The organism is Paenibacillus paridis, assembly GCF_006345825.1.
GTDB classification, from domain to species: Bacteria; Bacillota; Bacilli; order Paenibacillales; family Paenibacillaceae; genus Pristimantibacillus; species Pristimantibacillus paridis.
In genome coordinates this window covers 1,244,661-1,264,492 of record NZ_VCIX01000092.1, presented here as the reverse complement: position 1 = coordinate 1,264,492, position 19,832 = coordinate 1,244,661, and the positions used below count along the sequence as shown (strand labels likewise).

At 50.6% G+C, this 19,832-nt stretch carries 20 protein-coding genes; 2 read left to right on the top strand and 18 right to left on the bottom strand.

Annotated elements, in window-relative coordinates; genetic code table 11:
* Positions 1-170 precede the first annotated feature (170 nt).
* Entirely contained in the window at positions 171-1,583 is a 1,413-nt protein-coding gene (locus tag FJQ58_RS27470; RefSeq protein WP_162341799.1) for a CAP-associated domain-containing protein, read from the top strand.
* Between the two features lie 72 nt (positions 1,584-1,655).
* On the opposite strand, the gene trmD is transcribed toward FJQ58_RS27470, so the two are convergent.
* The 18 genes from trmD to FJQ58_RS27380 form a co-directional block, all read right to left on the bottom strand.
* Complete coding sequence (gene trmD, locus FJQ58_RS27465) at positions 1,656-2,408, bottom strand: tRNA (guanosine(37)-N1)-methyltransferase TrmD (RefSeq protein ID WP_139998310.1); 753 nt, start codon at positions 2,406-2,408, stop codon at positions 1,656-1,658.
* Between the two features lie 3 nt (positions 2,409-2,411).
* On the bottom strand, positions 2,412-2,936 hold the full coding sequence (rimM, locus tag FJQ58_RS27460) for a ribosome maturation factor RimM (protein ID WP_139998309.1): 525 nt from the start codon (positions 2,934-2,936) through the stop codon (positions 2,412-2,414).
* Between the two features lie 162 nt (positions 2,937-3,098).
* Complete coding sequence (locus FJQ58_RS27455) at positions 3,099-3,329, bottom strand: KH domain-containing protein (RefSeq protein WP_139998308.1); 231 nt, start codon at positions 3,327-3,329, stop codon at positions 3,099-3,101.
* A 25-nt stretch (positions 3,330-3,354) separates the two neighbouring features.
* A complete protein-coding gene (gene rpsP / locus FJQ58_RS27450; RefSeq protein ID WP_053375694.1) occupies positions 3,355-3,627 on the bottom strand; it encodes a 30S ribosomal protein S16 in 273 nt (90 codons plus the stop codon).
* A 33-nt stretch (positions 3,628-3,660) separates the two neighbouring features.
* Entirely contained in the window at positions 3,661-5,037 is a 1,377-nt protein-coding gene (gene ffh / locus FJQ58_RS27445; protein WP_139998307.1) for a signal recognition particle protein, read from the bottom strand.
* Positions 5,038-5,064: 27 nt separating this feature from the next.
* Positions 5,065-5,427 (bottom strand): YlxM family DNA-binding protein, encoded by a 363-nt coding sequence (ylxM, locus tag FJQ58_RS27440; protein WP_139998306.1) that lies wholly within the window; start codon positions 5,425-5,427, stop codon positions 5,065-5,067.
* 166 nt (positions 5,428-5,593) lie between these two features.
* Entirely contained in the window at positions 5,594-6,601 is a 1,008-nt protein-coding gene (gene ftsY / locus FJQ58_RS27435; RefSeq protein ID WP_139998304.1) for a signal recognition particle-docking protein FtsY, read from the bottom strand.
* 34 nt (positions 6,602-6,635) lie between these two features.
* Entirely contained in the window at positions 6,636-10,211 is a 3,576-nt protein-coding gene (smc, locus tag FJQ58_RS27430; protein ID WP_139998302.1) for a chromosome segregation protein SMC, read from the bottom strand.
* A gap of 190 nt (positions 10,212-10,401) precedes the next feature.
* Complete coding sequence (rnc, locus tag FJQ58_RS27425; RefSeq protein ID WP_139998300.1) at positions 10,402-11,106, bottom strand: ribonuclease III; 705 nt, start codon at positions 11,104-11,106, stop codon at positions 10,402-10,404.
* Positions 11,096-12,337, bottom strand: coding sequence for a beta-ketoacyl-ACP synthase II (fabF, locus tag FJQ58_RS27420; protein WP_139998298.1), 1,242 nt, complete (start codon positions 12,335-12,337; stop codon positions 11,096-11,098). The genes rnc and fabF overlap by 11 nt, the downstream gene beginning before the upstream one ends.
* 268 nt (positions 12,338-12,605) lie before the next feature.
* Entirely contained in the window at positions 12,606-12,839 is a 234-nt protein-coding gene (locus FJQ58_RS27415) for an acyl carrier protein (RefSeq protein WP_053375686.1), read from the bottom strand.
* A gap of 91 nt (positions 12,840-12,930) precedes the next feature.
* Positions 12,931-13,680 (bottom strand): 3-oxoacyl-[acyl-carrier-protein] reductase, encoded by a 750-nt coding sequence (fabG, locus tag FJQ58_RS27410; RefSeq protein ID WP_139998296.1) that lies wholly within the window; start codon positions 13,678-13,680, stop codon positions 12,931-12,933.
* Between the two features lie 31 nt (positions 13,681-13,711).
* Positions 13,712-14,635, bottom strand: coding sequence for an ACP S-malonyltransferase (gene fabD / locus FJQ58_RS27405; RefSeq protein WP_139998294.1), 924 nt, complete (start codon positions 14,633-14,635; stop codon positions 13,712-13,714).
* 121 nt (positions 14,636-14,756) lie between these two features.
* Complete coding sequence (locus tag FJQ58_RS27400; protein ID WP_139998292.1) at positions 14,757-15,743, bottom strand: beta-ketoacyl-ACP synthase III; 987 nt, start codon at positions 15,741-15,743, stop codon at positions 14,757-14,759.
* Positions 15,744-15,752: 9 nt separating this feature from the next.
* On the bottom strand, positions 15,753-16,742 hold the full coding sequence (gene plsX / locus FJQ58_RS27395; protein ID WP_139998290.1) for a phosphate acyltransferase PlsX: 990 nt from the start codon (positions 16,740-16,742) through the stop codon (positions 15,753-15,755).
* The gene (fapR, locus tag FJQ58_RS27390; RefSeq protein WP_202915340.1) at positions 16,726-17,322 is read right to left on the bottom strand and encodes a transcription factor FapR; all 597 of its coding nucleotides are present in this window, start codon (positions 17,320-17,322) and stop codon (positions 16,726-16,728) included. The genes plsX and fapR overlap by 17 nt, the downstream gene beginning before the upstream one ends.
* A 333-nt stretch (positions 17,323-17,655) precedes the next feature.
* Positions 17,656-17,829, bottom strand: coding sequence for a 50S ribosomal protein L32 (gene rpmF, locus FJQ58_RS27385; RefSeq protein ID WP_021880971.1), 174 nt, complete (start codon positions 17,827-17,829; stop codon positions 17,656-17,658).
* A 38-nt stretch (positions 17,830-17,867) separates the two neighbouring features.
* On the bottom strand, positions 17,868-18,389 hold the full coding sequence (locus FJQ58_RS27380) for a YceD family protein (RefSeq protein WP_139998286.1): 522 nt from the start codon (positions 18,387-18,389) through the stop codon (positions 17,868-17,870).
* A 161-nt stretch (positions 18,390-18,550) separates the two neighbouring features.
* Here FJQ58_RS27380 and FJQ58_RS27375 point away from each other — a divergent pair, with 161 nt between their 5' ends.
* Entirely contained in the window at positions 18,551-19,798 is a 1,248-nt protein-coding gene (locus FJQ58_RS27375; protein ID WP_139998284.1) for a nucleotidyltransferase, read from the top strand.
* Positions 19,799-19,832 lie beyond the last annotated feature (34 nt).

Sequence of the window (19,832 nt, the reverse complement as noted above, 5' to 3'; positions counted from 1 at the left end):
ATAAACTCCCCGAATTCCTCTGAACCGGATCATCGCTGATAGCGGACCGTCCGACTTTACGAACAACATTAGAAATTTTACCATATCTAGCCCAAGAATACAACACGATTTTTTATCTTAATTTCATGTATACTGAAGTATGACAAACACCGACAAAAGAGGTGACCATTTTGCACCACCCACGACGTTTCTCAACTATTTTGAAAAAAGGGGGGATTCTCGCTGTATTAAGCGTGCTCGCAGTGGCAGGTCCATTGCAGGCATCAGCGGATACCGTAGCGTTCAAGGATACAAGCGGCCACTGGGCCGGCTTCTACATCGCTTGGGCAACCGAGCAGCATTTGGCTCAAGGCTACGAGGATGGCTCGTTCAAGCCTAATAAGCTTGTTAATGAAGCTGAATTTCTTGCCATGCTATTAAGAACATATAGTTTAGTTAATGAATCCGCATCAAGCGGCGCCAGTTGGTCTGCGCCTTATTACGATTATGCAAATAATCTGGGCTGGCCATTAAGCACGATTAAGCCAACAGGCGAATTGCGGCGCGGACAAGCTGCACTGCTGCTCGCATCGGCGGCAAGCGGTAAGACCTACACCGAGCAAAGCGCCATCCAATGGCTGCTCAACGAGAAAATATCAAGCGGACGCACCTCGGCTACGGTCGCAGGTTTTGCTGCAGACGGAAAACTAACGCGCGCCGAGGCGCTCACCTTCTTTTATAACCTCAAACTTCATTCCAGCACACTATCCGCAGCAAAAATCCAAAACACCAACGACTCGCTAGGCGGAATCGCATTGAATGACACGCAGCAAAGGCTGCAGACGCTGCTCGGCAAGCCCTCACGCATCGATCCGAGCGAATATGGCTTCTCCTGGTATGTCTATAATGCGAGCTATGACAACCTTATGATGTTCGGCGTTCAAAATGAACGAGTAACGGCTCTCTACTCTAATGCAGGCGGCAGCTGGAGCCTGAAATCAGGCATAAAAATCAGTCAAAGCATAGAAAACGCCAAAAAACTGGTATCCAATGTTACGAAAGCAGAGGCGGCTGACGACTATTATGCCTATACCACCAATAAGGTCCGAACCACTTTGTTTCTAGATAGACAAAACAGCAGCAAAATTAGCGCGATCCTGCTTATGAATCAGGAATCGTCCCAGGCTCCAAAAGCAGCCTATTCAAGCAAGCTTGAAGCTGCCTATGAGCAGCAGCTTTTTGATTTGGCGAATGCCGAACGCGCAAGCCGCGGAATTCCGCTTTTGTTATGGGACAAGCTTGCCGCCGCCTCTGCCCATGGACATAGCAGCGACATGAGCGCACGAGATTTTTTCGACCATACCAATCCCGACGGCTCGACGCCTTTTGACCGCATGAAAGCCAGTGGCGTCAAATATCATTCAGCCTCGGAAAATATTGCAGCCGGATACACGAATAGCATTTTCGCACACTATGGATGGATTAATTCCAAAAAGGGACACCGCGAGACGCTGCTAAGCAGCAAGCTGAAGCGGCTCGGAACGGGCGTTGCCATTGGCGGCAGTTACCAAGTCTATTATACGCAAAATTTTTATACGCCATAATTCTGGGCCTTATGCTCAACCAAAGCCGCAGCGGACTTCCGCTGCGGCTTTGTATTTATACATTAGTCATATTCACGTACGTGCCTTGTCCGGCTCCTGTTTCCTTCGAGAAGCGATCCACTTGCGCTCCTTATCCGAGAGCTCCGCACTCTTTAGTAGGTCAGGACGGCGCTCCAGCGTCCGCAAAAGCGACTGCTGACGCCGCCATACCTCAATATTGGCATGGTGTCCGGATATTAGAACCTCCGGCACCTCCCATCCACGAAACGCGGCAGGACGAGTATAGTGCGGATGCTCAAGCAAGCCCGTGCTGTAAGAATCCGTTACTGCCGACGTCTCATTGCCTAGCACGCCAGGCAGCAGTCTTACGACGCTGTCGATCAGCACCATGGCCGGGATTTCCCCGCCCGTCAGCACATAATCGCCAATCGATAGCTCGTCGGTAACGAGGTGCTCGCGAATACGCTCATCGTAGCCCTCATAATGTCCGCAGATAAGCACGATGTGCTGTTCTTTGGCAAGCTCCTCTGCCTTCTGCTGCGTAAACTGTGCTCCTTGCGGACAGAGCAACACCACGCGGGGCTTTACGTCCTCTTCCAGTTTGAGATCCTCAACTGCCGCGAAAACCGGCTCTGGCTTCAACACCATGCCGCCTCCGCCGCCGTAAGGATAATCGTCAACGGTATTATGCTTATTGCCCGAATAAGCACGAAAGTTGATTGCCTGTAGATCAACAATCCCTTTTCCCTTCGCTTTTCCCAGGATGCTCGCTTGGAACACGCCATCGAACATTTCGGGAAATAACGTCAGCACATCAATTTTCATCGGTTAAATCAACCCTTCCATGAGGTGAACCGTCACAACTTTTTCTTTCGTATCGACGTTCTTTAGCACCTCGTCAATGACTGGCAGGAGCAGCTGCTTGCCTGAACCCTTAGGCCGGTCCACAACCCAAACGTCGTTAGCGCCTGGACTTAAAATTTCAGAGATCGTGCCAATTTCCTCGCCTTCCTCCGTCACGACCCGGCAACCGATAATTTCATGGTAATAGTATTCGCCTTCGTCAAGCTCAAGCTGCTTGTCCTTCGAAACCTTAAGCACCCAGCCCTTATATTTCTCTACTTCATTAATATTCGTGAAGCCTTCCAGCTTCAATATGTATACGTTTTTGTTCGCACGCGAGCTAATCACTTTTACTTCAAGCGACGCCCCGTTTTCTTCATTCAGCATTAGTAGCTGGCTTCCCACTGCAAAACGGACCTCCGCAAAATCCGTTTGCGACAAAATCTTAAGTTCTCCCCGAATGCCATGCGTATTGACTACCTTCCCGACCGTAAACCATTTTTCGCTCATGTCAAATCAGCCCTTCCAATGTGTATACCTTATTATACATGCAAAAACGGCATCGTTCCATGTCGAAGAACGAAGCCGCTTGGAGATGTCTAGTTCTCATGGAACCTAATGACGAAAAAAGAAGGCCAGGACATTCATCCCGGCCTTCTTCTCGCATGTGCATCATGACATGATGTCAACGATGACACGCTTTGGCGATTTGACGGAAGCAGAAGTGACAACCGTTCGAATCGCTTTCGCTATGCGTCCCTGTTTACCGATGATTTTACCGATATCCTCGGGGTGAACCGAAAGCTCGTATATCGTGCCACGGTCATCATCCTTCACATTGATTTGCACCTGATCAGGATGATCAACCAATGCCTTCGCTATGACAAGAATCAATTCTTTCATCTCAAGGCCCTCCGCTATTCAACAGTTATTTCTGTTGCTTAAGCTCATGGAACTTCTTCAGAACACCAGCTTTGGAAAGCAAGTCGCGAACGGTATCAGAAGCTTGTGCTCCTGTTTGCAACCATTTCAACGCTTTTTCTTCATCGATCTTAACTTGAGCCGGTTGTGCAACCGGGTTATAAGTGCCGATCTCTTCGATAAAACGTCCGTCACGCGGCGAACGGGAATCCGAAACTACTACACGGTAGAAAGGAGCTTTGTGAGCACCAATTCTTTTCAAACGAATACGTACTGCCATGAAAATTCACCTCCTTCAAAGAGTAAACTGTACTTAAAACGGGAATTTCATATTTTTGCCGAGCATGCCCTTCAGGCCTTTCTTGCCGCCCTTCGGACCTTTCGGACCCATCATCGATGAGAATTGCTTCATCATTTTCTTCATGTCGTCGAATTGTTTAATGAGGCGGTTAACCTCAACAATCGTCGTGCCACTGCCAGCAGCGACGCGTTTGCGGCGACTGTGGTTAAGCAGCTCAGGCTTTTGCTTCTCCTCTTTCGTCATGGAGCGGACAATCGCCTCAACGCGGCCGATTTGCTTCTCATCGACCTTCATATCTTTCATGCCCTTCATCTTGTTCATGCCGGGCAGCATATCCATAATTTGATCAAGCGGCCCCAAGTTGCGAACCTGCTCCATCTGCTCAAGGAAATCGTCGAACGTAAACTCTGCGGTACGCATCTTGCGTTCCATTTCCTTCGCCTTATCCGCATCGATATTCGACTGTGCCTTCTCAATAAGGGAAAGCATATCCCCCATGCCGAGAATACGGGACGCCATGCGCTCCGGATGGAATGGCTCCAAGGAGTCAATCTTCTCACCCATCGCCGCGAATTTAATCGGACAGCCTGTTACGGCTTTAACCGATAGCGCCGCGCCGCCGCGGGTGTCGCCATCAAGCTTCGTGAGCACAACACCCGTTAAGGCGAGCTGCTCATGAAAGCTTTGCGCAACGTTGACGGCATCTTGTCCCGTCATCGCATCCACCACGAGAAGAACTTCATCCGGCTTCGTAACCAAATGGATTTGCTTCAGCTCTTCCATCAGCTCTTCGTCGATATGCAGTCGTCCAGCGGTATCAATAATGACGTAGTCATTTCCATTCTCTTTGGCATGCTGCAGACCGGCACGTGCAATCTCTACGGGCGAAGTCTGGTCGCCCAGGGAGAAGACCGGTGCATTAATCTGCTCACCGAGAACTTGAAGCTGCTTAATCGCAGCCGGACGATAAATGTCACATGCAATTAGAAGCGGCTTGTTGTTGCTCTTCTGCAGCAGCTTGGCCAACTTGCCCGATGTCGTTGTTTTACCGGCGCCCTGCAAACCAGCCATCATAATGACTGTTGGCGGCTTGTTAGCCTTCGCCAGCTTGCTCTGCGTGCCGCCCATCAGCTCGGTCAGCTCTTTATTTACGATATCGATGACGACCATGCCAGGCGTGAAGCTCTTGGATACATCCAAGCCAATCGCCCGTTCCTTCACCTTCGCGATAAAGTCCTTAACGACTTTGAAGTTAACGTCCGCCTCCAGAAGCGCCAAACGCACCTCGCGCATTGCTTCGCCAACATCTTCCTCGGAAACCTTGCCTTTGCCCCTTAGCTTGCTGAACACATTTTGAAGCCGACTCGATAAGCTCTCAAATGCTGCCATGTACCGTCACCTCCATTCTTCATTTAATTACTCGGTCAATTTAAATTGTGCGATAACGCTCATGAGCGCCTGCCGTTCTTCCTCGGCAAGGGATAATGCATTGACGCTGTTCACAAGCTGCACCGTTAGTTGTGAGAAGGACTCATGTTTGAGATGAAGCTCAAGCTTGCTCTCATAGCTCTCAAGCACCTGTTCAGCCCGCTTGATATGCTCATAGACCGCTTGCCGGCTAATGCCGAATTCCGCTGCAATCTCTCCCAGAGAAAAATCATCATGGAAATAATATTTGAGAAACGTCCGCTGCTTCTCAGTCAAGAGCGGCTCGTAAAAATCGAATAACAAGTTTATTCGGGTTGTTTTGGATAAGGCATCTGGTTCATTTGCTTTCATCCCCTCAGCCCCTCCTGTTATTATGCTTGCGTCACCGACAAGGTAAATACCTTTACACCTGACAACGTCTTTTATCATACATGAAGCTGTAGGCTGCTGTCAAGCATTTCCCCTTGTCACCTTTACAAGCCGCTCTTTTCAGGCGAATCTGACGAACAGGCTGACATTATTCCGCTGTTTTTGATTCGTCACTGTCATCCTCGCGCTGAATCAATCCGGCAAACAGCGCATGGATAAATTGCTCGGAATCAAACTGCTGAAGATCGCCCATTTTCTCGCCGAGTCCCACGAGCTTAACGGGCAAGCTCAGCTCATTGCGAATCGCAATGACGATTCCGCCCTTGGCCGTGCCATCAAGCTTGGTCAGCACAAGGCCAGTTACGCCGCTTTTCTCGCCGAACAATTTGGCTTGGCTTAGCGCGTTTTGGCCGGTTGTCGCATCCAGGACAAGAAGGACCTCATGCGGCGCATCCGGCAACTCGCGTCTGATAACACGGAAGATCTTGTTCAGCTCTTCCATTAGATTCGTTTTATTTTGCAGCCTTCCAGCTGTATCGCAGAGGAGCACGTCAACGCCGCGCTGCTTAGCCGCTTGCACTGCGTCATACATGACTGCCGCGGGATCTGAACCCGATTGCTGCTTAATGACGTCCACGCCTACGCGCTGACCCCATACTTCAAGCTGCTCAATTGCTCCTGCACGGAAGGTGTCTCCCGCTGCCATAAGCACGCTTTTCCCCTCGCTTTTGAACTTGTGGGCCAGCTTGCCGATCGTGGTGGTCTTGCCGACGCCATTGACGCCAACGAACAAAATAACGGTTATCCCACTGGACGCCATACGCAAGCCTGACTGGTCATCGCCTTTCATCAGCTGGATCAGCTTCTCCGAAAGAATCGGCTGTAAATCAGCTGCGTCCTCGATCTTCCGCTTCTTCACTTCAACGCGCAAGTCCTCGATGAGCTGCATTACCGTGTTGACGCCAACATCTGCGCCAATTAGAATTTCCTCCAGCTCCTCATAGAACTGCTCATCGATCTTTTTGCGGCGGGTAATCAGCTCCTCAACCTTCTCAACAAACGCTGTACGCGTCTTGGACAAGCCTTCTTTAAATATATTTGTTACCGCTTCTGTTTTTGAAGCGATGCTTTCCTTCAGCTTCTTAAAAAAACTCATCTTCTCTACTCCCCATCCTCACATTGCCGATTTTTTATGCGGATACCGGCTCTTCATCCTCCAAGCGCACGGAGACTAGCTTCGATACGCCGCCTTCCTCCATCGTAACGCCATACAGCACATCCGCTTCCTCCATTGTCCCTTTCCGGTGCGTAACGACGATAAACTGCGTCAGCTCCGAAAACTCGCGCAAATATTGCGCAAAGCGCGAGACATTGGCTTCGTCTAGCGCGGCTTCAACTTCATCGAGCACACAGAACGGCACTGGCTTGACCTGCAATATCGCAAACAGCAAAGCAATCGCCGTTAACGCGCGCTCTCCACCAGATAACAGCTGCAGGTTTTGCAGTTTTTTGCCTGGCGGCTGCGCTACGATATCGATCCCCGTATCGAGCACGCGATCCGGATCAACGAGCACTAGGTCCGCTCGGCCGCCTCCGAATAGCTTGGCAAAAACGACTACGAAATGGCCGCGAATCGCTTCAAATGTTGTTTTGAACCGTTTCGACATCTCATCGTCCATCTCCCGGATGACCTGATACAGCGTCGTCTTTGCCTCGATGAGGTCATCCTTCTGCTCTGACAAAAACTCAAACCGTTCGCTTACGCGCTCATATTCCTCGATCGCGCCCAGGTTTACTTCCCCGAGCGACGAAATCTGGCGTTTAATATCTCTGACTTCATTTTGCGTCCCAATGACGTCTTCCGGCACAGGGTACTCTTCTTTCGCCAGCTCATAGCTCAGCTCGTATTCCTCACTAAGCTTGCGAAGCAGATTATCGAGCTCTACGTCCAGACGGTTCGCGGCAATTTCAGTCTGACGCATTTGCTCTTCCACTTGCCTCAGCTGCGCGCGCTGCTCCTTCGTCTCACTCTCGCCTAAATCGAGCTCCGCAATTCGCTGCGCCCGCGCCGACCGTTTCAGATCCGTCTGTTCTCCGCACTCTTGTTTTTTAATGCGCAGATGGTTGAGCTGCTCGATTTGATTCACCATTTCCTGGTTATGTCTAGCGAGCTCCTCTTCCTGTTGAACCAACAACGAACGCTGCCCTTGCAGCTCTTGCTTTGCCCGTTGGATCTCTGTCCGCACGCGTGCAGACTGATCCTCGTATGACAATCTTTCCTGATCTGCCTTCGCCGCAGCTATCTTAATGTCGGTAAGCTGACCCTGAAGCTCTTCCTTGGCGGATTCGCTTGCTTTGCGCCGCTCTTCGGCCATCCGAATCGCTTCCTGCAGCCTTGCTTCATCCACAACAAGCTGCTCCAAACGCTTCTCTGCTGCCGCTGCCGCCGTCTGAACGTCTTTTTGCTCAGACAAATGCGTATTACGGTCTGCCGAATACAGCTGGCGCTGCTCGTCCAAATGCTTGGCTTCGTTATGAAGCTGCTGCAGCTCGGCTCTAATTTGCTGTTCTTCAATCCGGCTTTTCTCGCCTTCCGCGCGAAGCTCTTCTATATTATGGGAACGGATGGAATGCTCTTTGCGCAAATCGCTGAGCTTGTTCCGCAGCTGCTCCACCATTCTTTCAGAGTCCTTGATTTCTTGGTCGAGCGAATCAATTTGCCTCTGGCGGCCGAGCAGGCTGGCTCCCTTCTTCTGGAGGCTGCCCCCTGTCATGGAACCACCTGCGTTAACCACATCGCCTTCAAGCGTAACGACCCGGTAACGGTATTGGCACTTGGAAGCAATGCGGTTCGCTTGTTCCAGCGTTTCCGCAAGCAGCACGTTGCCTAGCAAACTGTTTACGATTGCCGAGTAGCGAGAATCCGAGCTCACCAAATCCGCTGCAACCCCAACGAAGCCTTCAATGGTTTCTGCGGTTCGCCTGTCGTGTTCAGGCACTTGCCTGCCTCGAATGACATCCAATGGAAGGAACGTCGCTCGTCCGAGCTGACGCTGTTTGAGGAAGGCGATCGCGGTGCGCGCCGTTTTCTCATCTTCCATAACGATATGCTGCAAGGCTCCGCCAAGCGCTGTCTCTACGGCAGTCTCAATGCGTTCAGGCACACGAAGCAGCTCTGCCACCGCGCCATGGACACCCGTAATCCCGCTATTGCCGCGTCTTGATGCTTTCAGCACTTCTTTGACACCCTGCATAAAGCCATCAAGCGCATCCTGCATTTCCTTCATCGTATCGCGTCTGGAAACATGACTGTCAAGCTTCTGCTCCCACTTGCGTATCGCTAGCGTAACTTCTTCCAATCCTTGCGAAATCGTTCTAACCTGCTCGGATTCCGTAAGGGTTTTGTTTCTCGCTTGTTCAAGGCGCGTAAGCGTCGATTCCAGTGCCTCCGCGAGTTCTAATCGCCTGGCGTCCAGCTTGGTTTGCTGCTCCAGCCATTTGCTCTCGTCCTCGCTGATTCTCTCCATTCGGCGCTGAAGCGTTTCCTGCTGCTGCGCCGCGTAACGAATTTCGTTGCGATGCTGAGCCATTGAACTAAGCACCTCAAGAAGCTCACCCTTAAGCGTTTCTTCCGCATCGGCAACCGCTCCGCCGGCTACACCCAGCAAGCGGGCTTCTTCATCGGATATTTTTGCGCGGAGATCAGCCAGCTGAAGCTGCAATGCAGCTGCGCGGCTGCGGAACTCTGCTTCTTCCTGCGTCATCGTGCCGATCCGGGCATCCTGTGCAGCAATCGACTCCTCCAGCTGACGTTTGTTCTGCTCAAGATTGCGTTTGCGCTCCTTAAGCACCTCGCCGTAGCCTTCGCATTTTTCGAAGTCCTCGCTAATTTGGAGCATCGCTTCATGAAGCTGGTCGAGAGCATGCTCTAGCTCGCGCAGTTGATGACGATCCTTCTCCAGATGCGCGTCGTGCTTGCTCACCACCGTGGACAACTGAAGCTCTTCTTGCTTCAAGCGCTCAAGCTTGCCATTCGCTTCCGTCCATGAACCGTGAATTTGCTCAATGCTATGTACGTACATCGAGATTTCTTTTGTTTTCAGTTTCTCCTTGAGCGACTTGAAGTGAATGGCTTTCTCCGATTGCTTGCGCAGCGGAGTAACCTGATCCTCAAGCTCCGTCACAAGGTCGTGGATGCGCAGCAAATTTTGCTCCGTCTCGTCCAGCTTTCTCTGCGCCTCGCGCTTGCGTGACTTGTACTTGACAATGCCGGAGGCTTCCTCGAAAATTCCGCGCCGATCCTCCGAGCGCGTGCTTAAAATCTCTTCAATGCGGCCTTGTCCAATAATGGAGTAGGCCTCTTTACCGATACCGGTATCCATAAACAGCTCGGTAATATCTTTTAGCCGACATGGCTGCTTATTAATCAAATATTCGCTGTCGCCGCTCCGATGAACGCGCCGCGTGACCGTCACCTCGTTATACTCGAGCGGCAGCGCGCCGTCGGCATTATCGAGCGTGAGCGAAACCTCGCTGTAGTTGACAGCTTTGCGGGCATCGCTGCCTGCAAAAATAATATCCTCCATCTTGCCGCCGCGCAAGCTCTTGGCGCTTTGCTCGCCAAGCACCCAGCGTATGCCGTCTGAAATATTGCTTTTACCGCTGCCATTTGGCCCGACCACCGCAGTAATTCCGGTTACAAACTCCATTTCAGTCCGATCGGCGAAAGACTTAAAGCCTGATAATTCGATCCGTTTCAGAAACATATCTTGGTTTTCACCTCACCCCTCATTGTACCACATCTCATGGGCCTTGATAACCATATTGACGGGCAAAGCCGGACTCATCCTGCAGTGCCGCCCCTGCCTTGAAGAACAACTTCGCAAGCACTTCTCATCATAAAAAAGAGAGCGTCCAATCAGATCGCATGACCTGCTAGGACACTCTCTTCGCTGCTTAAGCTTGCTCCTGCGACAAGGTGCGCCATGCTTCAGCTGCCGCACGCTGCTCCGCTTCCTTCTTCGTTCTCCCGCTTCCAACGCCGAAGCGTTCTTCCCCGAGATACACCTCAACTACAAATTCACGGTCATGCGCAGGTCCACGTTCTTCGATAATCCGGTATTCGACCGCACCAAGCCCGTGATGCTGCGAACGCTCCTGCAGCTTGGACTTGGAATCCTTCACGAGCAGACCGTAGTCATTCGATTCCACGAACGGAAACATATGTTCATTCAGAAATGCTCTCGTTTGCTCGATGCCGGCATCTAAATAAATCGCCCCGACAAAAGATTCAAACAAGTCAGCAAGCAACGCTTGCCGCTGTCTGCCGCCGAGCTGTTCTTCCCCTCGCCCAAGAAGGACGTGAGAGCCTAGCTCCAGCCGCTCCGCGAATTGCGCTAGGGAAGGCTCACAGACAATGGAAGCGCGCATTCTTGTCAGTTCGCCTTCCGGACGCTGCGGATACGTAGAGAATAAATACTCCGAGACTAGCAATTGCAGCACTGCATCTCCCAAAAACTCCAGACGTTCATTATCCTGAGCCGAACCGCGCTTATGCTCATTCACATAAGAGGTATGCGTAAAGGCTTGCCGAAGCAGCTTCGTCCGTTTAAAGCTGAGCTGAAGCCGCTGCTGCAGCTCATAGAAGGAATCACGCTTCATAAACTTTCATCACGATCGATGCATTATGACCGCCGAATCCGAATGAGTTGGAAAGCGCGATTTTCACATCCGCCTCACGCGGTTTATTAGGAACGTAATCCAGATCGCATTCCGGGTCTGGATTGTCTAAATTAATCGTTGGCGCAATAATGCCGTTCTTGAGCGTCAAGCCCAAAATAACAGCTTCCACGCCTCCGGCAGCTCCAAGCAAATGACCGGTCATCGATTTGGTTGAGCTGACAGCAACCTTATAAGCATGGTCGCCAAGCGCCTTCTTGATCGCTTTGGTCTCCGAGCGGTCGCCGACAGGGGTAGATGTCCCGTGCGCGTTGATATAATCGATCTCAGAAGGCTCAATGCCGGCATCCTTGAACGCCTTCACCATGCAGCGCGCAGCCCCATCCGGGTCTGGCTCAGTCATATGGTGGGCATCTCCGCTCATGCCATACCCGATCACTTCCGCATAAATCTTCGCTCCGCGCGCTTGTGCATGCTCAAGCGATTCAAGCACCAAGACGCCCGCGCCTTCACCCATGACAAAACCGTCACGGTCGATGTCAAATGGACGGCTTGCCTTCGCTGGCTCGTCGTTGCGAACAGACATTGCGCGCATCGAGCAAAAGCCCGCCATACCCGTAGGCCTGATCGTCGCTTCAGCTCCGCCGGCAATCATAACGTCGGCATCGCCGCGCTGAATGAGCTTAAAGGAATCACCGATGGAATGAGTTCCTGTCGCACAAGCGGTAACCGCTGTGCTGTTAGGACCTTTCGCGCCAGTCAGCATCGAAACTTGTCCGGATGCCATATTGGCAATCATCATCGGGATAAAGAAAGGGCTGACCCGCTTAGGACCCTTCTCCAGCAAAATGTTATGCTGGTCTTCCCATGTTCCAAGTCCGCCGATTCCCGAGCCTACCATTACGCCTACGCGCTCAGCGTCAGCATTTTGGCCGATTTGCAAATCCGCATCCTTAACCGCCAATTGGCTCGCTACTGCGGCAAATTGCACAAAACGGTCCATTCTGCGTGCTTCTTTCTTATCTAAACCATAATCTTCCGGATTAAAATTTTTCACTTCTGCGGCAATATAGGTCGGATATTCAGAGAAATCGAAAGCCTCAACAACCGATACCCCTGATTTCCCTTCCAGCAGGTTGCCCCAGAATTGCTCCAAATCGGAACCGAGCGACGTAATAACGCCCATGCCCGTAACCACAACTCTTTGTTTCATTCGATTCACCTCTATGTCCAGCATATAGACGAGCGGGCTCGTCCTTGTATAAATAATCAGTCGATATGACCGTACCGCGTATACCCTGCTTATATTTCTTGGTAAAACCAAGCCAGACCGTTCTTCGACAGTAAGAGCCTTTACGCTCGAAATATAAGGAGGTATAAAATCATTGCGTATACCTGCATGTATCTTTCATGTCATTCTGACGGTCAAAACCGTTTAGATGGAGAGAAGTCCCGTTTGTTACAAACGGGACTTGTCCTTCTTACGTATGAGATTGTATGTATTTAACTACTTCTCCCACAGTGGTGATAGTCTCAGCATCTTCATCAGAAATTTCCATATCAAACTCGTCTTCTAGCTCCATGACCAATTCAACGACATCAAGAGAGTCAGCGCCGAGGTCATCTTTAAATGAAGCTTCTAGTGTAACTTCCGCTTCGTCCACGCCAAGTCGGTCGATGACGATACGTTTTACGCGATCTACTACTTCGGACATCCGGTTCACCTCCTCCATGGTATTATACGAGAATTAAAGATAAAATGCCATACGTAACCGTTTTAATTCCGGATTGCCAAATTAATCGGTGTTACATATACATGCCGCCGTCCACATGCACCGTTTGCCCCGTCATATAAGCGGAGGCATCCGAAGCAAGAAAACGGACCGCGTTTGCGATGTCGCTCGGATCGCCGAGACGGGCAAGCGGAATCTGGCCGGCTAACGATTGGCGCATTTCTTCCGGAAGCTTATCCGTCATCTCGGTTTGTATAAAGCCAGGGGCAACGCAGTTAACAGTGATGCCCCTGGAGGCGAGCTCGCGCGCGCTGGCCTTGGTAAGGCCAATAACGCCCGCCTTAGCCGCGACATAGTTCGCTTGGCCAGGATTGCCGAGCACACCAACAACGGATGAAATGTTGATAATGCGGCCCGAGCGCTGCTTCATCATCGGACGGGTAACTGCCTTAATCCCATTGAACACGCCCTTAAGGTTCGTTTCAATGACTTGGTCGAACTCGTCTTCCTTCATACGCATGATTAAATTATCTCTTGTAATACCTGCATTATTCACCAAGATGTCGACCGATCCGAATTGCTCGATGACTTCCTTGACCATCGAGTCAAACTCGTCCGCTTTGCCGACATTTGCCTTGATGACGATTGCGCGCCTGCCGAGCGCTTCCACAGCCTGTGCTGTTTCCGCTGCTGCCGCCTCGCTTCCGGAGTAGTTGATGGCAACATCCGCACCTGCTTCGGCAAGAGCGACAGCTATCGCTCTTCCTATGCCGCGCGAAGCCCCGGTTACGAGTGCTTTTTTACCTTCCAAGCTGGCAAACATCCTATCGCCTCCACTCTACTTCATTCTTTTCCTACAGCGCTTCGAGCGCAGAACTGCTGTTTACCGATATAACGCGTACATTTTTGTCGATTTTTTTGATTAAGCCAGCTAGAACCGTGCCTGAACCAATTTCTACAAAAGTATCCACGCCCTGCTCGATCAGATAGCGAATGCTGTCTTCCCATAATACGGGTGAATAGACCTGTTCTACAAGCAGCCCCCGAATTTCATTTGCTGCCGTCACCGTGCGTGCAGTAACGTTTGCAACAACAGGGATAGCGGCATCCTGCATCTGGATGCCCGCTAGAACGGACTCCAAATTAACGGCTGCTGGCTTCATGAGCGAGGAGTGGAAGGGTCCGCTGACTTCAAGGGGAATGACGCGTTTGGCGCCTGATTCTTCCTTGCCGCGCTCGACAATAGCTTGTACGCCGGCTGCGGTTCCTGATACGACAATCTGTCCGGGACAATTCACATTTGCCAGTTCAACTGCCGAACCCTCCGTTGTCACCGCTGCACATAGTGCTGCCAAAGTCTCCCGTTCAGCACCCAATACGGCCGCCATTGCGCCTTGTCCGCTTGGAACCGCCTGCTCCATATACTGGCCTCTCGCCCTAACGGTGCGAACCGCATCTTCAAACGATAATACGCCTGCAGCAACCAAAGCACTGTATTCGCCAAGGCTGTGGCCAGCTACATAATCCGCCTTCAGCCCTCGCTCGGCCAATGCTTCCAGCATAGCGACGCTAACAGTTAGAAGTGCAGGCTGTGTATTCGCCGTTTGTTTGAGTGTCTCTTCAGGTCCTTCAAATATGATATTGCTTAGGGAAAAGTCCAGTGCTTTATCGGCTTGTTCAAAAATAGCCCGCGATCGGTCATAAGCCTCATAAATATCCTTACCCATTCCCACGGCCTGCGCGCCTTGTCCCGGGAATACAAATGCCGTTTTACTCAATTGAATTCCTCCATTACACGCGTAAACCGCTTGTGCCCTCTCAAGAGCGACAATGCTATTCCGCGGTGAAATATAAACCGATCCTATTTAGAATGCAAATGGTGTTTCTATACACTTTAAATTACCAAACTAGCACCGATGCGCCCCAAGTCAAGCCGCCGCCAAAGCCCACGAGCACGATTTTGTCGCCTTCTTTCACACGGCCTTGCTCTACAGCTTCCGCCAAAGCAACAGGAATCGAGGCTGAGGACATATTTCCATACTGATCCAAATTAATCATAGCTTTGTCTTCGGACAAATTCAGTCGATTAAGTGCAGATTGGATAATGCGAATATTCGCTTGATGAGGAACCAACAGGCTAATGTCTTCCTTCGCAATGCCTGCCATCTCCAAAGCTTCCTCCGCAACGCTGCCCATTATTCTTACCGCGAATTTAAAGACATCATTGCCAGCCATATGAATATAATGCTGCTTGGTTTGAACGCTTTCTTCCGTTGCTGGCGTACGCGAGCCTCCGCCGCTGACTTTAAGCAAATCACCGCCGCTGCCATCCGCTCCAAGCTTGAAGGATTGGAAGCCGCGGCCTTCTTCGACCTGCCCGAGCACTACAGCGCCAGCTCCATCACCAAAAAGAATACAGGTATTGCGGTCCGTATAATCGGTAATGCGCGATAGCGTCTCTGCCCCTACAACGAGTACATGCTTATACATGCCGCTGGCAATCATGCTGGAGCCTGTTGCCAGTCCGTAAATGAAGCCTGAGCAGGCTGCTGACAAATCGAATGCCGCCGCTTTTTTCGCTCCAAGCTTATCCTGCAGAAGACAGGCCGTCGAAGGAAAAAACATATCCGGCGTAATCGTTGCAACGATGATCAAATCGATATCCTCTGCTGTCAGGCCAGCAGCGGCAATCGCCTTTTGCGAAGCATACAGCGCAAGATCAGAAGTAGCCTCGTCTGCTGCTGCTAGGCGGCGTTCCTTAATGCCTGTACGCGTAACGATCCATTCATCGTTCGTCTCTACCATCGCTTCCAGCTCTTTGTTCGATAAAATACGTTCAGGAACATACTTGCCAGTTCCAAGAATTCCTACAGGATGTAAACCCATTTCGCACACTCACTTCCCGTTGATTTCTGCTGCAATCGTTTCAATCAATTGACCCTGAATCGCGCTTCGCGCTTGCCTTACAGCGTTTTTCACAGCAAGAGCGTCGGAAGAGCCGTGGCATTTGACTACCAGCCCGTTAAGGCCCAGTAATGGCGCGCCGCCATGTTCCTTGTAGTCCATTCTTTTCTTTAATGACCGTAGCTTTGGCAGCATGATCGCCGCGGCAAGCTTCGTCAATAAGGATTCGCCGAATGCATCCTTGAGCGATGTGAAGATGGTGCCCGCTGCACCCTCCATCGCCTTAAGCATAATATTGCCGGCAAAGCCATCGCATACCAACACATCGCAATTCCGGTTCAAAACATCCCTTGCTTCCACATTTCCGATAAAATGAACCGGCGCTTGCTCCAGCAGGGCAAATGCAGCCTTCGCCATTTCATTTCCTTTCATCGCTTCGGTACCCACGTTTAGAAGCCCTACTCTCGGCTTTTCTAACCCATGAACCTTAGCCCGGTAAATGCTGCCCATAATCGCATACTGCAGCAAGTGCTCCGGCTTCGCATCCATGTTCGCTCCCAAATCGAGCGTTAGAATGCCGACATCGTCCATAGTTGGCATCATCGGCGCCAGCGCTGGCCGTTCGATTCCGTCCATTCTTCCAACCACTAGAAGCCCCGTAGCCATTAGAGCACCGGTGTTGCCCGCCGAGAGCATTGCATCTGCCTGCTTCTCGCGAACGAGCTGCCCGGCAACGACCATGGATGCCCCTTTCTTGCGGCGAACCGCCTTCACAGGCTCATCATCTGGACCAATGACCTCGTCCGCGTGGCAAATCGTCACGTTAGCAGGCTTCTGTCCTTTCATAAGCGGCTCTATCACCGACGTTTCTCCGACAAGCAGCAGCTCCGTATCGGGCCACTGCGCAGCCGCGTCAAGCGCACCTTGCACAATCAGGCTAGGAGCATTATCGCCGCCCATAGCATCAATAGCGATCCGCACTCTCGTTTCCTCCTTCAGTATCTGTATCTCCCGCGGACCGATAAATAACAAAGTTACCTTGAAACACCATTTCGTCTCCAACATAAGTGAAAAGCTCGACCTTCGCCTTGCTCCGCTCCCCCGAAATCGAGCGCACATAAGCCTTGGCAATACATTTCTCACCGAGCTTTACAGGACGAATGAATCTAATATCTGCTGTTACGGTAAGTGCAATCTCATCATCTATAATAGCAACTGCCAGTGAATTCGCTTGCGCAAAGACGTGATGGCCACGAGCAATTCCGGTTCTCGAGAAAACATGTTCTTCCCTGATCTCAAATACAGAAATACCGCTCTTGTCCAATTCCAAATCCACGATATCACCAATAACCTCATGCAGAGGCAAGGACCGAACGGAATCATAGGATCTTTCCGCCATCAGCTTTAGCCGTTCCCTTAGCTCCGGTATGGCAAGCTCCATACGGTCGAGCCGAATCGTCTGGATGCTTACTTTTAGCAGTCGCGTGAGCTCCCGATCGGTAATAAAGGGGTTTTCGTCAATATACCGGGCAAGCTGCTGATGCCGCTGCCGTTTGGGCATTCGTTCGATTTTCGGCACCACCTTTAATTAGATTGTAGTTAAACTCTGCGAAGATCCGCGTTGATGTTTTATGAAATACATATGCATATTAAGTTTATGTATGTTGCTTGATCTTATCACCTGGTACTAATCAAGTATATAAAAAAATACGTCCAAGCGCAATCTCGCTTCCCAATGTCGGAATATTAAATAAGCTTATCACATAAGGATCGCTCTGAACAAGTGCACCACGAAGGACGGAAATGCTCTGTAACATTAACTTAAAAAGCAATGGGGTTCAACAAAAAATAGCACTCCATCCTAGGATGGAGTGCTATTCCTGAAATCAATCTACTATTGAGAAATGACTTCTTTAGTTTTGTAATATCCACAAACTTTGCATACGTGGTGAGCCAATTTCAGCTCGCCGCATTGCTCACACTTCACCATGCCCGGTACTGCAAGTTTGAAATGCGTACGACGTTTATCACGGCGAGTCTTGGATGTTCTACGCTGAGGTACTGCCATATTTAACACCTCCTTCAAAAATCAATCGTTACATTCGCTTATTCCTTAAACAGATCCTTCAGCGCTGCAAAGCGGATGTCAATCTTATCCGTCGAACAGTCGCATTTGTGCTCATTTAAGTTCTGTCCACAAGTTGGGCAGAGACCTTTACAGTCATTGCGGCAAAGCGGGGCAAAAGGCATGAATAATTGAAGCGCTTCTTCCACATAAGGCGTCAAATCCAGTCTTTCCCCATCCACCTCAATGAAATCACTTTCTTCCTCTTCCGTATCATCCTCGCGATCCTCTTTAGAGGAAGGACGTTTGAACACTTCAGAGAAAGCAATAACCGTATGCTCCTGCACTGGATCAAGGCAGCGCGCGCAAGCAAGTTCGAAATCAATGGCAAGCTTGCCATTAACCTCAATAAAGCTTTCGTACCCTGTCACCTGAAGCGCAACATGGAGCGGTCCCGTACGATAAACATCTTGGCGTCCTTTAAAAAGGTCACTGACATTCAACTCTTCATCGATTGTCAATTTTAAGCCTTTGGACATTGTTTCTTGAATATGAAACTGCATCAGATCACCCCAAACAAACAAAGATTATTATATCTATCAGACTACCGTTTTGTCAACATTTTCACACTGTTTTTACTTAATGCCATAAGCAGCCCGTGATTGAGCGCCTTCTCTATGCTATAGTGAAACCACCAACATTTAACTAAAGAGAGGTCAAGCGAATGCGCACGGTGGGACTTATTGTCGAATACAACCCGTTTCATAACGGTCATTTGTATCATTTGCAACAATCAGCCAAAATAACGCAAGCAGACGCAGTCGTAGCCGTAATGAGCGGACATTTCCTGCAGCGTGGCGAACCTGCCTTGCTCGACAAATGGGCTCGTACCAAAATGGCGCTGGAAGGCGGCTGCGATCTCGTCATCGAGCTTCCCGTGGCTTATGCAACGCAAGCTGCCGAATGGTTTGCTTACGGTGCAGTATCCTTGTTGGAAGCGACAGGCGTTGTAGACAGCTTCTGCTTCGGCACCGAGAACGGAGACCTTGCCCCGTTGCTCCAGGCTGCCCATATCGTTGCAGACGAGCCTGCTGCTTTCAAAAGCCTGCTTATGCAGCGACTGCAAACCGGTGTAAGCTATCCAAGCGCCTACAGCGACGCCATCACCAGCTATTTATCAGAGCATGGATATGTTGATGCCGTTAATTTTCCATTTGCGCTCCCCAATCATACGTTAGGCCTTCACTATCTGATTGCCCACCATCGATTGAACGGAAAAATGGAGCCTTTTACCATCACGCGCGAGAAAGCGCAGTATAGTCAACAAACCGTCACTGATCGCCAGATCGCAAGCGCAACAGCAATTCGCAAGCTGCTGCTTGAACAACGTTCCCTCGAAGCTGCGCAAGCCTATGTGCCAGCGACCACCTACCGTATTTTACAGCAAGAATGGCTCACTGGACATTGCCCGATGAGTTGGGAACCTTATACAAACGCGTTGCTTCACGCCATCCTTACCCGTACGCCAGCTCAGCTCGCCGAGCTGCATGAAATAACGGAAGGGTTGGAGCATCGCATACGAAATGCTATGCCAAAGCTTGCATCGCTTCAATTCGAAGGCTTGTTAGACACGTTGAAAACGAAGAGGTACACACGAACTAAGCTTCAACGCGCGCTGCTAGCCATACTTCTTGGTCATCACAAAGCAGATTTTACTCCGGATCGACTCTCGACAGGTGTTGAATATATAAGAGTACTAGGATTTTCGGAAAAAGGAAAGCAATTACTTCGCCGCATGCGCAGCACAGCAAAGCTTCCCGTGTTGCTTAGCGCCGCAAGAGCGTCCCAGTCCTACCGTTATCTGGAGCTGGACACGCAGGCCAGCAGTGTTTATATGCTGGGGCAGCCGGGGTTCGAATCGTCAAAATCCTTATTCCGTGATTTTATGGACAAGCCCATTACGATGGAATAAATATTATCGCGCAATAACGCTGAGATGTAAATAC